General features: G+C 53.8%; 11 protein-coding genes and 1 pseudogene. 5 read left to right on the top strand and 7 right to left on the bottom strand.

Annotated features, from left to right (window positions below; translation table 11 throughout):
* Nucleotides 1-32: 32 nt before the first annotated feature.
* Nucleotides 33-416 carry a winged helix-turn-helix transcriptional regulator gene (locus PMI27_RS25280; protein ID WP_008145801.1) on the bottom strand — a complete coding sequence of 128 codons (384 nt, stop codon included), beginning with the start codon at nt 414-416 and terminating at the stop codon, nt 33-35.
* Between the two features lie 102 nt (nt 417-518).
* On the opposite strand from PMI27_RS25280, the gene PMI27_RS25275 reads away from it, so the two are divergent.
* The 3 genes and pseudogenes from PMI27_RS25275 (at nt 519) to PMI27_RS25265 (ending at nt 4,931) form a co-directional block, all read left to right on the top strand.
* Nucleotides 519-1,637, top strand: coding sequence for an NADH:flavin oxidoreductase (locus PMI27_RS25275; protein ID WP_008145803.1), 1,119 nt, complete (start codon nt 519-521; stop codon nt 1,635-1,637).
* Nucleotides 1,638-2,105: 468 nt separating this feature from the next.
* Nucleotides 2,106-2,555, top strand: a pseudogene (locus PMI27_RS25270) (helix-turn-helix domain-containing protein); the annotation flags it as partial.
* Between the two features lie 252 nt (nt 2,556-2,807).
* Complete coding sequence (locus tag PMI27_RS25265; RefSeq protein ID WP_008145806.1) at nt 2,808-4,931, top strand: TonB-dependent siderophore receptor; 2,124 nt, start codon at nt 2,808-2,810, stop codon at nt 4,929-4,931.
* 44 nt (nt 4,932-4,975) lie between these two features.
* Here PMI27_RS25265 and PMI27_RS32215 read toward each other — a convergent pair whose 3' ends face one another.
* From PMI27_RS32215 to PMI27_RS25240, 6 genes are all read right to left on the bottom strand, one after another.
* Nucleotides 4,976-5,107: a hypothetical protein gene (locus PMI27_RS32215; RefSeq protein WP_274519667.1), complete on the bottom strand. Its 132-nt coding sequence runs from the start codon at nt 5,105-5,107 to the stop codon at nt 4,976-4,978.
* 324 nt (nt 5,108-5,431) lie between these two features.
* Nucleotides 5,432-6,370, bottom strand: coding sequence for a carbohydrate kinase family protein (locus tag PMI27_RS25260; protein WP_008145808.1), 939 nt, complete (start codon nt 6,368-6,370; stop codon nt 5,432-5,434).
* A gap of 129 nt (nt 6,371-6,499) precedes the next feature.
* Nucleotides 6,500-7,138 (bottom strand): nucleoside triphosphate hydrolase, encoded by a 639-nt coding sequence (locus PMI27_RS25255; RefSeq protein WP_008145810.1) that lies wholly within the window; start codon nt 7,136-7,138, stop codon nt 6,500-6,502.
* A 149-nt stretch (nt 7,139-7,287) separates the two neighbouring features.
* Nucleotides 7,288-8,214: an ABC transporter substrate-binding protein gene (locus PMI27_RS25250; protein WP_008073813.1), complete on the bottom strand. Its 927-nt coding sequence runs from the start codon at nt 8,212-8,214 to the stop codon at nt 7,288-7,290.
* A 44-nt stretch (nt 8,215-8,258) separates the two neighbouring features.
* Complete coding sequence (locus tag PMI27_RS25245; RefSeq protein ID WP_008145812.1) at nt 8,259-9,281, bottom strand: ABC transporter permease subunit; 1,023 nt, start codon at nt 9,279-9,281, stop codon at nt 8,259-8,261.
* The gene (locus PMI27_RS25240; RefSeq protein ID WP_008145814.1) at nt 9,278-10,837 is read right to left on the bottom strand and encodes a sugar ABC transporter ATP-binding protein; all 1,560 of its coding nucleotides are present in this window, start codon (nt 10,835-10,837) and stop codon (nt 9,278-9,280) included. Before PMI27_RS25240 ends, PMI27_RS25245 begins: the two co-directional genes overlap by 4 nt.
* 517 nt (nt 10,838-11,354) lie before the next feature.
* Here PMI27_RS25240 and PMI27_RS25235 point away from each other — a divergent pair.
* The gene (locus tag PMI27_RS25235; RefSeq protein ID WP_008006387.1) at nt 11,355-12,365 is read left to right on the top strand and encodes a LacI family DNA-binding transcriptional regulator; all 1,011 of its coding nucleotides are present in this window, start codon (nt 11,355-11,357) and stop codon (nt 12,363-12,365) included.
* A 335-nt stretch (nt 12,366-12,700) separates the two neighbouring features.
* Nucleotides 12,701-14,365, top strand: coding sequence for a glucose-6-phosphate isomerase (gene pgi, locus PMI27_RS25230; RefSeq protein WP_008145816.1), 1,665 nt, complete (start codon nt 12,701-12,703; stop codon nt 14,363-14,365).
* Nucleotides 14,366-14,405 lie beyond the last annotated feature (40 nt).

Here is a 14,405-nt window from a genome sequence, read left to right on the forward strand (position 1 = left end):
ATACTTGGCAGTGGCGGCGAGTCAATAAAAAATCATTCCGTCAGGCTTACCTGCGCCGCCTCGTCAAACTTCAACCGGGCCGCTTCAACCTCGGGCAATTTATCGAGCGTCCATTTATGCAATTCGCGAAATGGCTGCTGCAGTGTTCGACCAAGTTGGGTGATCTCATACTGGACTGCCACAGGCGAGAACGAAATGACCTTGCGCGAGACAAGACCATTTCGTTCCAGCCGTCGCAGGCACTGTGTCAGTGCCTTCTGAGTGACGCCCTCCAGGCGGCGCCTGATGGCATTAAAGCGATGCGGTCCGTCATCAAGTACTGCCAGAACCATCATTGACCACTTATCTGCGATTTGGTCGAACAGCGCCCGGCTTGGGCACTCCGACGAAAAACATTGCGGCTTTAATTCCAGCATCGAAGTTTCCTCATGTATACCTAGGCGACTCTAGGTGCCTAATTGACATTTGGTTTACAAAATATACTTATATGGCTTCCAAAAGCAAATGGACTCCATCCAATGTCAAACCCTGATACCAGCATTTTATTTCGTCCTTTTTCCATCCGGTCGCTTGAACTGAAAAACCGGATTGTCATGGCGCCAATGACGCGTCTGTTCTCACCTGAAGGCATCCCGGGTGAAGCGAGCACTGCTTACTACCGGCGGCGGGCAGAGGGACGTGTCGGGCTGATTTTGTCGGAAGGCACCGTGATTGATCGCCCGGCATCACGCAATGATTCCGGCATTCCTTTTTTTCACGGCGAAGCGGCGCTGGCTGGGTGGAAAAACGTGATCGATGCGGTCCACAACGCTGGCGGGCGCATGGCACCGCAGATCTGGCACACCGGTGCCACGCGTTACATCAACGACTGGGAGCCAGATGCGCCAGTGGAAAGCCCGTCGGGCCTTGATTCGCCAGGCGACCTGCGTGGTGTGGCGATGAGTGAAGAGGACATTGCCGACACGGTAGCAGCGTTCGCCAAGGCCGCAGCGGATGCCAAACGACTGGGCTTCGATACCGTTGAGATCCACGGAGCCCATGGTTATTTGATCGATCAGTTTTTCTGGTCTGGTACCAATCTGCGCACCGACCGCTACGGCGGCCCGACAATCAAGGAACGCTCGCGCTTTGCCAGCGAGATCGTATCTGCTGTTCGTCATGCTGTTGGCCCTGAATTCCCGATCATCATGCGTGTCAGCCAGTGGAAGCAACAGGATTACGGAGTACGCGTCGCTGAAACGCCAGCTGTGATGGAAGACTGGCTGTTGCCATTAGTCGAGGCTGGTGTCGACGTCCTGCACTGCTCACAACGTCGCTTCTGGGAACCTGAGTTCCCCGAGATTGACGGTGAGAACGGCCTGAACTGCGCGGGCTGGGCGAAGAAAGTAACCGGGGCCGCGACCATCAGTGTTGGTTCGGTTGGGCTAGAAAATGATGTTACTAATGCCTTCGCCGGCAAGGGATCAACTCCTGCGAGTTTGGATCGGCTCGTCGAGCGCATGGAGCGCGAAGAGTTTGATCTGATCGCTGTAGGGCGTGTTCTGCTGAGTGACAAGGATTGGGCCGCCAAAGTTGAAAAAGGCGATTACGCAGACCTAAAGGGCTTCAATCCGGCATCTTTAGCCGAATTGGTTTGAGCCTTGTTGCGGAGTAGAGAGTGCGATGCCACAAAGGTTTAGTCTGAAAAAATCAGAGGTCTAGCCTCGGATGTTGCGAGGTCGAGTCGCAATCCGTTGTTGAGTGCAGCTTGACTGTTTCAATGACTGACCTGATACGGCCACTCAACATCCGTCAGAATTGGATTAAATTACAGTGGGTCCCGGGCATCTACGTGCGAGTCGTAGATGTCCGTTGGCGGGGTGATACAGCGTCGCCACGGGTGATGCCGGCGTTTCCACACGAAAGCGCCCGCTGGTACGCTCAGGGCCGCGCCATAGATGACGTACCGATATGGCAAGGGGGGAGCGACCGGCCAGGGGAAGGTGTATTCAAGTATACCTAGTTGGGATTTGGTGCCTAATTGAAACCAGGGCGTATATCATTGGTTTCTTTAGCCATCGCCTCTACTTGAAGTTTGGGTGTACGGAACAGGACTGATCATGACGCTTGGCACCAACCAGCCAAGGTTGCAGGAAATCGTGGCGCTGATGGACGCCAACCTCGAAGAACCGATCGACCTCGACGAACTGGCAGTTTTTGTTTCCGTGTCGCGGCGTCAGCTGGAGCGGTTGTTTCAGAAATACCTGCACTGCTCACCGTCCCGCTATTACTTGAAACTGCGCCTGATTCGCGCCCGACAACTGCTCAAGCAAACACCCATGTCGATCATCGAAGTGGCGTCGGTGTGTGGCTTCGTGTCCACACCGTACTTCTCCAAGTGCTACCGCGAGTACTACGGCATTCCACCACGCGACGAGCGTGTGGGTTCCAACACCACGCAACAAGTGGCAATGATACCGCTGCCACAAGCGCTGGGGCTGTCACCGTTGTCCGCCCCGTCGTCGGCGCTCGGCCAAGCTCGCAACGAATCAACTTTTGCCAGCGTTCGGGTATAAAACTATATCGCGATGGACTTTGAGCTCATTACTCAGGATTTTCCGGCCTTTCAAAGCCTATGCGAGAGGCTTTATGAGGCTATTGCATCACTGATAGACCTGGCCACGTTGATCATAGGAGTTAATCTCGCAACTTTTTCACTACTCTGGCGAGATAAAAAAGTACCGACTGAGAATGGGAATTGATATTATTCGATGTCAATTCTCGCCGAGCTCCTGAGGTGCCCGGCATCTTCTCAAGGTTGTATGTCGATGCGTCGAACTCTCGTTTCTCTGTGTGTGATCCAAGCCATTTCCCCGACCACCTGGGCTGACCAGGCACCGACTGATCCTGCGTCAATAGAGTTACAAGCGATCGACATCAACGGCACATTCGAAGAGCCGGCCCAGGGCCCGGTCCAGGGGTATCGGGCGACCCGTTCGGCCAGTGCGACGCGCACAGACACTCCGATTCATGAAACCCCACAATCGATCAGCGTGGTCACCCGGGATGTCGTGGAAGACCTCGGCGCCACCCGCTTGCAAGACGCTCTCGATTACGCAGGAGGCGTGGGCCGCGCGAACAATTTCGGTGGCCAGGGCCTGACCACTTTCACCGTGCGTGGCTTTACCACCGGTGAGTTCTACCGCAATGGTTTCCCGATCAACCGCGGTTATCCGAACATGCCCGATGCCAATACCATCGAGCGCCTGGAGGTCCTACGCGGGCCAGCCACCACGCTCTATGGCCGTGGCGACCCGGGCGGCACCTTCAACGTGGTGTCCAAACAACCCCTGACCGAGCGCACTGTGACCTTGGGCAGTCAGCTCAATGATCAGGGCATGCGTCGCGGAACGCTGGATGCCTCAGGACCGCTGGATGATGAAGGGCAACTGGCCTATCGGCTCAACGTGATAGGCGAGGGTGGCGACACCTTTCGTGATCACGTTGAAAACGAGCGTTACGGTGTGGCGCCGGTCCTCGGTTGGCAGGTCAACGACACCACCCGTATCACCTTCGAAGGCGATTTCATGCGCAACAACGCGCCGCTCGATCGGGGTGTGACCCGCTATCGCAATCAGATCGGCGTCGCGTCGCGGGATACTTTTTTCGGTGAAAAGGATATCGGCAAACTGCACAACGACAACAACATGGCGCAACTGCGTTTCGAGCATTTCCTGAACGACGACTGGACCTTGGGCGGTGGCACGCAATATCTCGACGGCAGTTTGCAAGGCAATGCTATCGAAGCCAACGGTGTTGCTGCCGACGGCCGAACGCTGGGGCGCAACTTCAACTATCGCAAGCTGGAGTGGCGTGACCTTGATGTGCAGTTGAATCTGACCGGACATTTTTCCACCGGTGGATTCGACCACACGTTGTTCACGGGCATCGAGTATGAGGATTACGATTACAAGTCGATCATCCGTCGCTCCAGTGGGGCGGTGAGTGCCTACCCCATCGATATTTTCAATCCGGTCTACGGCCAGCCGCGTCCGGCGTTGACTCGCACCACCACCCACGATCAGGAAAACCTCAAGACCTATGCCGCTTTCGTGCAAGACCAGGTGACCCTGGCCGAGGGGTTGAAAGCTTTGGCTAGCGTGCGTTTCGAACGCTTCGAACAGGATTACGACAACTACCTCGTCAACGGCCCGAGCTGGACCAACAGCGACAACGCCGTTACCCCGCGTCTGGGGCTGATCTACGATCTGACCCCGACCGTGGCGATCTATGCCGATACGGCGCGGTCCTTCAAGCCCAACAGCGGTGCCAGTCGAACGGGGGGCGGCTTCAAGCCTGAAGAAGGGAAATCCTATGAGGTGGGTGTCAAGTGGGAGGCCCTTGATCGTCAGTTAAACGTGGACGCCGCGGTGTATCAGATCGAAAAACGCAATGTCCTGACGACAGACCCTGTGGACTCCACCTTCAGCGTTGCGGCGGGTGGAGTTCGCAGCCGTGGCTTCGATCTGAATGTGGCCGGCAACCTCACGCCAGAGTGGCGCATGATCGGTGGCTACGCCTACGTGGATGCCGAAGTCACCCACGACAACGTGCTGAAGTCAGGCACCCGCCTGGTGAACATTCCGCGCAACAGTTTCAGCCTGCTGAACGTCTACGAGTTTCAGGACGGTGGCCTCAAAGGACTGGGCCTGGGACTGGGCGCCAAGTATGTCGACGAGCGCGCCGGCCAGACCGCGGCCAATGCCTTCTCCATGGATAGCTACGAGGTGTTCGACCTGCTCAGCTTTTACAAAGTCAACGAGCACCTGCGGCTTAACCTCGACCTGAAGAATGTGTTCGACAGCCACTATGATGAAGGCGCCTTTGGCAACGTTTACGCCTATCCGGGCGCGCCGAGAACCGTGCAAATGGGTTTCTCGTACACGTTGTAGCGGATAGATTGGCAGTGCCCTTGCCATGAGGTCGGCATTGAGTGTCATTTCATGTCTTTGGCCTGCACCCACAGCACGGCGTCTTGCGACAGGGGTTTGCCCTTATGGGTTTTCGTTGAGCCGATGTCGAGCGCTGCAATGCCCCACCAGCCGGCCCGGGGCAGGCCGATGGTCACGATGCCCTGAGCGTCCGAGTACGTGCTTTCGGGTCATTTTTTTCGTTCCGGCGGGAACCACTGAAATCCAGCACCATCCAGTGCTTTTAAGTCCTGAATTGAGTCTCAAGTGAGAGTCTTGAATTCGGACAAGCACTGTCGCCGTGATGAGGCGCGTGCTTTGGTTGCCCAGGGCATCAACCCTTATGACCCTTATGAGCACGTAAATAGCAGCGTCGCGCAGTTCGTAGCGCAGTTCGTAGCGCAGCGGAGCACACTTTTGGTGGGGGGACCCTACTTGCTCGCGAAAACTGCAATGCCCGCGATACAGATCCTGACCAGATATCAATCCAACTGATGCCGATAAGGCAAGTCCGGCCCGGTCTTGCCGCAGGTCAGGGCGGCGGCGCTGACGGCGAAGGTGAGCATCGCGTCGATCTGTTCGCGACTCAAGCGCTGCAAACCCTCCACCGAATCCAGCTGCTGTTCGGTCAGCCAGGCGATCAACGCCGCTTGGAAGGTGTCGCCGGCGCCCACGGTATCAGCCATCACCACCGCGCAGGCCGGCGCCGACCAACTGCCATGGCGGCGGCTGAACACCGTTGCTCCCTGGCCGCCACGGGTGAGGAATACCAGCTGGCAGCGGTGTTCCAGCCAGCCATGGATCACGCTCTGCGGATCACGCTCGGGGTAGAGCAGGTTCAGGTCCTCGTCGCTGACCTTGATCAGGTCGGCATGCTCGACCAGAGTGTTGATGCGTTCGCGCCACAGTTCGATATTCGGTTCCGGGTTCAGTCGCACGTTGGGGTCGAGGCTGATCAGGCGTTTGCCGCTTTCCCGGCGGACCAGGGCCAGCAGGGTGTCGGCAATCGGCTGCACCACCAGCGAGAACGAGCCGATATGCAACCCACGCACCTCAGCGCCTAACTCAGGTAAATGCCCCGGCAACAGCTGGCGATCGGCACAGCCTTCGCCTCGGAAGCTGTAATGCGGCGAGCCGTCGGCACCGACGGCGACCATCGCCAGAGTGGTCGGTGCGTCGACGTCCTGCAGGTAGTCCGGGCGCACGCCTTCCTCCTGCAGCACTTGCTGTAAACGCCGGCCGAGGTAGTCGCTGGACAGCCCGGCGAACAGCGCGACGTCGATGCCCAGGCGGCGCAAGCCAACGGCGACGTTGAACGGCGAACCACCGGCAATCGCTTTGTAGTTCACTTTTGAAGCTTGAGCGTTGACGTCGTTTTCACTGAAGAAGTCGAACAGCGCTTCACCACATACCAGATACATAGTCATTCGCTCTTAAAGGTTCGCTACAAGTTGTTGATAGCGTTCGTAGGCCTGTTAGCGTTAAAAAGCTAGCCAAGCAAAGCTGTTGGTTAACGCGTGATTCTTTCTCAAAAGAGAGGAATTGGGATCTTAATTTGTGATCGTGAAGTCAGCGATATTGCTGGCCGAAATCACAATGTCGGCATTCGGAAGGTCGTTGCGATGAACTTTTTCATAGGAAGTAGCCTCATCGAAACCCAATGATCGCCATCGATCAAGCAGGCGCGCTTCCAGGGTTCTGCGGTCAGCCTGCAGCATTATGGTGGCGTCAAAACAGTCTCTTAAGGACGACCATGGGGCGAGGTCTAATAGAAGGTAGTTTCCTTCCACGATGAGATATTTCACGTCAGAGGGAATCAACTGTCCTGCAGCACGGGATATCTCCAGGATTCGATCGAATACCGGAACGGCAATCACTGGTTCGTTGTTCGCACGAAGCCGCAGCAGCAGACTCCTGAAGCCACCCACATCGAATGTATCAGGTGAGCCCTTACGATCCAAAAGGTTCAAGGATCCAAGAACCGCGTCATCGTAATGAAAGCCATCCCCGGGAACGACAACTGCGCTCCCCGGCATAACGCTATTAAGAGCCTCTACCAAGGCCTGAGAAACGGTGGACTTACCGGCACCAGGCGGCCCCGCTAGCGCAACGACAATTCGATTACCAGACAGAGCCTTAACGTAGTTGAGTAGCTCTGTGCTTACTATTGTGTTTGTTTTGGTAAACATGCCAAATCTCTCCTCAGCAGCCGTCGCTCAGGTTTCCCGTAGGTTCGCCCTTCTAGGGTTTTTCATGCCGTTCGGCCGCTGCGAGCACCTCGCAGCAGCCATTTCCCGCATGACAGAGGTGGGACCCCTATGTCATTTGACTCAATCGCTCAGTGGTCAGCTTGCCAGCCTTTGTACTCCATGACGTTGGCTCGTGTTACCAGTGAGGGTTGAAGCAATACCGTTGTGCTTTCCAAAGATTTGCCATTCAACAGGTCATAACCCATCGTTACGGCCTGTTGTGCCTGGCCCCAAGGGGATTGGGAGGCGGATGCCTGGATCTGTGTATCGCTTTTGAGCGCAGTCTCTATATCGGGAGCTCCATCCACCGATGCGATAATGATGCCTTTGCGCTTGAGTTGTTTTGCTGCCAGGTCTGCACCTATGGCCTGGGGGTCATTGATCGCGAACACCGCGTCGACTTTTGCAAAGCGAGTCAAGTCGCCTTGCATCACGCTGTAGCCACCTTCGCGCGAGCCTTTGGCATCCTGATTATCAGACAGTACTTTGATATCGGGCGCCTGCGCGAAAACACTCTTACAGCCATTGACTCGGTCCAAGACTGCTGAAGTTTGCGTACCATTCTGGATAATAACGTTACCCTTGCCACCCAGTTTCTCAGAGATGTACTGACATACAATCCTGCCGGCTTCGACGTTATCGGTCTGTACCGTGGCGTTGGCACCTTGCACCATGACATCTACGCCCACAACCACTATGCCTGCCTTCCTTGCTTTCGCAATCGCAGGCGCGATTGCGACAGGGTCGACGGCGTTGACAAGAATCAAGTCTACGCCCGAAGAAATGAAGTTATCGATTTGAGTGAACTGCTTATTCAAATCGTAATCTGCCGACACTGAGATAAATTTTGCGGCGGGATTGATATGCAGGGCCTCGGCTTTGGCGCCATCTACCATCGCGACAAAGTAAGGATTGCCCAGCGAGCCAACAGTTATCCCGACGGATTTCAACTCTCGCGCTTGAGCGCTGCTAAATGCCAGTAGTGTACAAACAGCGGTAAATATTATTTTTTTCATGAACACTGTCTCTTGTTATTGGAGTGTGGGGGGGTATATATGATTCAGGTTCGTGCACCTGACTGCCGAAAGCGATCGAGGGCTACCGCTCCGATGATGACAACACCTTTGATAATGTATTGCCAGATATCCGAAACTCCCAGCAATATCAGGCCATTGGAAAGTGTGGCGATAATCAGGGCGCCAATTAGCGTACCGACGATAGTGCCGACGCCTCCTGTAAAGCGCGTGCCTCCCAGAATAACGGCGGCGATAGCGTCGAGCTCATAAGACTGTCCCATTTGCAGTCCATTAGCAGCCATCAGTCGAGCGGAAGTCATGATGGCCCCCACGCCCGCCAATAAACCGGACAGGGCATAAGTAAATAACAGGACTTTCCAGACTTTGATTCCCGACAACCGTGCGGCCTCAGGATTACCGCCCACTGCGTAAATCTGTACGCCTAACACCGTACGTCGAAGAATAACCCACGAAAGAGTAACCACGACTACCGCGATTACAACCAGCCATGGCACCCCGAACAACGTATCGTTTCCAATGTAAGCAAAGGACAGGTCGGGATTGAAAACCGTTTTGTCTTCGCCGATGAGGCGTGCGATTCCACGCATCGCAGTCAAACCGCCTAGCGTGACTATAAATGCCGGTAGCTTTCCAAACGCGACCAATACACCATTGACGAGCCCTAGCAGCAGTCCGACTCCAAGCCCCGCAGCGATGGCCAGGGGAGCAAAACCCGGAACTTGCGATACCAATAGCGCCACTACTGCGGAAACAGCCAGAATCGAACCAACCGAAAGGTCGATTCCACCTGTCAAAATCACGAAAGTCAGACCTGACGCCAATACCACATTGATAGAGGCTTGCTGACTGATGATCGAGAAATTCTGAACCGAGAAAAAGCTCTCGCTCATCAGGCCAAAGCCCACGCAAAGGAGTAACAGTACGGGCAGCATGCCCGCCACTCTCATCAGTTGGCGCATTTTATCCTGGGTGGAAACTCCGGCGATGCTTCGTACATCAGGCGTGGTGAAGTCACTTGCTACTTTGTTTTGCAGTGGGGAAGTCATTGGACTAAGTCTCCGTTGGCTAGAGTCAACCTGTCGCTGCCTGTGGCAGACGCGATAATGGCTTCAGGTGTGATATCAAGACCGCTGTGGCCACCGAGTTCGGTGACAAGTTTACCTTCACACATGACCAATACACGGTCGGCAATTCCAACGATTTCTGGTAGTTCACTTGAAATTATCACTACGCAAACGCCGGATGCTGCTAATGCATTGATGATTTTATATATTTCTGATTTAGCCCCAATGTCGACACCCGATGTAGGCTCGTCGAGGAACAATACTCTGGGCTTCATCTCCAGCAGACGAGCCAGCAAAACTTTTTGCTGGTTGCCTCCGGACAGTGCTCCAACATTGATATCTGAAGACGCTTTGATATTGAGTGCCTGGATTGCTTGTTTGGTACGTCCAGTTCCGGCGGTTCGGTCCACGAACCCCGCATATCGAGCATCACTTCCCACAACACATACATTGATATTGTCGTGGACACTCATGTCGAGAAAAAGGCCCAGTGCTTTGCGGTCTTCTGTCAGATAGACGATGCCTGCGTTACCTGCATCGCGAGGAGAGCGTATGACTGCAACTTCGCCGTCCATTTCAATCTTTCCGCCTGAGTACGCGTCGACGCCTGCGATTAATCGGGCAAGTTCGGTTCTTCCAGAACCCACCAGTCCTGCAATCCCGAGAATTTCGCCGGCATACAGATCGAAACTGCAATCCTGAATTTTGAAGTCATCTGTAAGATTGCGAACACGTAGTATCGGTTGCTCGTAAGAGCACAAAGGACGCTCATGGGCGTAGAAGCCGGAAACATCGCGGCCAACCATCATCCGGACCAGGGTTTCAGCTGACAGCGTGACGCGATCCAGCGAACCAACGTAACGACCGTCCCGGAGCACCGAAACAAAGTCGGACAATGCGTATATCTCGGCCATACGATGGCTGATATAGATGATCGCGACGCCATCATCACGTAGCTGGCGAATCAATGTAAAAAGACTTTCGGTTTCTTTTGTGGATAGCGGCGTTGTAGGCTCGTCCATCACCAGGATTCGCGTATCGGCATGAATTGCACGCGCGATTTCAACAAGTTGTTGGTCCGCAATCGACAAGGTACCGACCAGTGCGTGCGGATCAAATGTGACGCCAAGTCGCTTTAGTACTACGAGCGCACCTTCGGTCATTGCCTTGCGGTTTATAACTCCACATCGTCGAATCTCTCTACCCAGGTAGATGTTCTCCACCACGCTCATATTCGCGCACAAGCTGAGCTCTTGATAGATGACGGATATGCCATGGCGCTTCGCATCGTTCACGCCATAGTTTCGAATCTCACATCCGTCGATTCGAATAGTGCCACTGTCGGCGACATAGGCCCCCGATAGTATTTTCATCAGGGTGGATTTTCCGGCGCCGTTTTCGCCCATTAGCGCGTGGATTTGTCCAGGGAAAATACTGAGGTCAATGTCATGCAGGACGCGCACCCCATTGAATGACTTCGAGATGGAATGCATTTCCAATAGGGCAGGAGGGGGGCTTTCAGATCCAGTGCTCAGCATAGCTGTTAACTCCTTATCTACCGATTTGAGAAGCAGTTGAAACCTCTCATCGGTGTTCTTGTTCGAGCAACATAGTCGAAAGGAAAGCGCTTGCGCAAGCGCTTTCCTTTTCGTTCGAGGAATTCTCCAAAAAGCACTTCCATGTCCATCCCCTAGGGAAGCCCCGATCAAAGATGAGGTGAATAGGATGTTAGGAAAGCGCTTGCGCAAGCGCTTTCGTCTCGGCTATGCTTTTTTCAACAAGCGCTGCTGCGTCCATCAATTGGTTCGCAGGATGATCGCTACGATAATAAAAAGGAGTGCCCGGCTATGCTGCATAGCGGATTCCACCATCTCGATTCACAGACTTCAGATGTGCTGCACACCTCGCTGGGTCTTTCACGAAATTGCGGGTTCGTCCCGGCATCAATTCCGAGAGCCATCGACGCATTTTCTCGCCGTGAGCTTTACAATAGGTAGCAACTGGACATGAGTTCAGCGCTATCCATCAAATCACGTGAGAAAGGAGTGATACACAGTGGGCGCAAAGATGAGCGATGTCGCGAGAGCCGCGAACGTATCAATGTCTACGGTATCTCATGTACTCAACGGTACTCGTAAAGTACATCCTGACACCGTCCGTAGTGTGAATCAGGCTGTAGAGTCCGTAGGCTATATTCGAAACTCACTCGCTCGGTCTCTGGCTCGTTCCTCTTCGGGTTCGGGTGCTATCGGCGTGGCGATTGCTACGCTTTCAAACTATTATTTCAGTGAAACAGTACGTGCCATCGAAGCGGCATGCGCGAAAAGCGGTTTGATGATGATACTGGTCAATACGCAAAGAGATCCGGAACAGGAACTCAAAGCGGTCAAGGCACTGCATGAGCGACGTGTTGACGGGATTGTACTCGCTTCGGAATATGATCCGGAAAATCGAGTATTTAATTACTTAAAAGCCAACAAGATACCCACGGTTCTCATCGATCGACTTCTCTCGACGTCTTTTGATCAGGTGGGGGTAGAGAATAAGCACTCCTCTCAAGAGTTGATTGCACATTTGATTAAGCTTGGTCATCGGCGTATCGGGATGGTATCCGGACGATTGACCCAGTCTTCTTCTCATGAGCGAATTGACGGCTACCGTGCGGCTTTGGCTGACGCTGGAATTGAGTACGAAGATCAATTGGTTTGCTGTGGTGAATCGGCGATTGCGCCGGCAATGGAAGCCACTCGCCATTTGCTATCGCTAGAGCACCCGCCCACCGCAATAATGACTGCAAACAACTTGATGACTATTGGTGCAATGCAGGCTCTTCGTGAAGCGGGGCTTGAGGTGCCAAAGGATATCGCGCTGGTTGGCTTTGACGATTTCGACTGGGCGGATGCTTTTAGCCCAAGACTGACAGTTGTAGCGCAACCTCTCGAGGAACTCGGAGCCCAGGCTGTGAAGCTTTTATTGAAGCGTATCAAGCAACCTGAGGGTAGACGTCAGACTATTAGATTAAAACCCTCTTTAATCCAGCGAGATTCTTGCGGCGCTCCCAAATGACTGTACTCAGGGTTTCGTCCTGAGGATTTAGCGGTGCAGACGTGAATTACTTGACTCTTGTTCACGTCTCGCCGCCTGGATAACTTTGAAACTAAACGACTAGCACCTGGTTTCCATTTGTCGTGCACGTATATGTATGTTTTCAGTGTTTTCTGCTTGAGTGTCCCGCGTTCGGTTTTGTTTTTCTTCAGGTAATTGGTTGTAACTGCAAAATGCAGAGCTTATTCCTGTGATGGCGCTTCTGCGTTCGCAGAATTACGAAATGCTTAAATTTGAATGGCAAGAAAAGAGTTGATTGAGACGGCACAAGCCGTATTGGCGAAGAAGGGCTGAGCATGAATAACTACAACAAAACGAATGATGTGACTGCACTGCCGGCATGGCGCAATCTGCTCGACCATCGGGAGAGCATGAAAAATTTTAGTATGCGCGATGCCTTTCGAGATAACAGTAAACGCTTTCAAGACTTTTCCTTGGCGGGCTGCGGGCTTTTTTTGGATTACTCCAAAAACCTGATCACTCACGAAACGCGTTCATTGCTTGTAAACCTTGCTCGCGAGGCAGGCGTGGAACAGGCCGCGCGTGCCATGTTCAGTGGAGAGAAAATCAACTGCTCCGAGGGACGTCCAGTGCTGCATACGGCGCTGCGGCGACCAGTGGGAGACGCTTTGATGGTCGATGGTCGCAACTTGATGCGCGATGTGCATGGAGCCTTGGCGCAGATGACTGACGTTGTGAGTCGTATCCATAACCATCTGTGGCGTGGTTACAACGACAAGGTCATCACCGATGTCGTAAACATTGGTATTGGTGGCTCATTTCTGGGCCCGGAGCTTGTCTCTGAGGCGCTGGCGCCTTTTGCTCGGCATGGGGTGCGGTGCCATTATCTAGCTAATATCGACGGCAGTGAGTTCCGAGAGGTTACAGCCGAACTGAACGTAGAAACAACGCTGTTCATCATCTCCAGCAAAACCTTCGGTACTCTTGAAACCTTGAAGAATGCACAAGCTTCTCGTAGCTGGTACTTGGCTAAGGGCGGGACGGAAGAGAAGCTATATCGCCATTTCATTGCTGTGACCAGTAATCGCCAGGCAGCGCTGGATTTCGGCATCCGTGAAGCAAACATATTTCCTATGTGGGACTGGGTCGGTGGCCGTTACTCACTATGGTCTGCAATTGGCCTGCCGATTGCGCTGGCCATTGGCATCGCTAACTTCAAGGAACTGCTATCCGGCGCATACGCTATGGATCAGCATTTCCTGAACGAACCATTGGAACAGAACCTTCCTGTTCTTTTAGCGGTACTCGGCGTTTGGTATCACAATTTTTGGGGTGCGCAAAGCTATGCTTTCTTGCCCTATGACCATTACCTGCGCAACTTCGTTAAGCATCTGCAGCAGATGGACATGGAGTCAAATGGCAAAAGTGTTCGTCATGACGGCACGTCAGTGTCTTGCACCACGGGCCCGGTAATCTGGGGCGGCGTGGGGTGTAACGGACAGCACGCTTACCACCAGTTGCTGCATCAGGGAACGGCTCTGATTCCAGCTGACTTCATTGTGCCTGTGGTCAGCCACAATCCAGTGGCTGATCATCAGGAATGGCTGTATGCCAATTGCTTGTCTCAAAGCCAAGCGCTGATGTGGGGCAAAACTCGCAGTGAAGCTGAGGCAGAGTTAAAAGCCAAAGGCCTTTCCTCCAGTGAGATTGAACGACTGGCACCGCATAAAGTGATCCCCGGTAACCGGCCAAGCAATACAGTTGCTCTTGAGATCATCAATCCACATAGCCTTGGTGCGCTGATCGCCCTTTATGAGCACAAGGTCTTTGTCCAGGGCGTAATTTGGGGAGTCAATTCGTTTGATCAATGGGGCGTGGAACTGGGCAAGGAGCTAAGTAACAGCGTGCATAGCCTCCTGACTCGCTATGACGCACAACCGGCTGATGATTCCTCGACGCAGGGTCTTATAGATTTCTTCCGAGGACGTCATCGGGGGTAGAGCCTCATAAGATTGGACGGGACTAATGCCTTATCGTTAG

This window comes from Pseudomonas sp. GM41(2012), assembly GCF_000282315.2.
Classification (GTDB): Bacteria; Pseudomonadota; Gammaproteobacteria; order Pseudomonadales; family Pseudomonadaceae; genus Aquipseudomonas.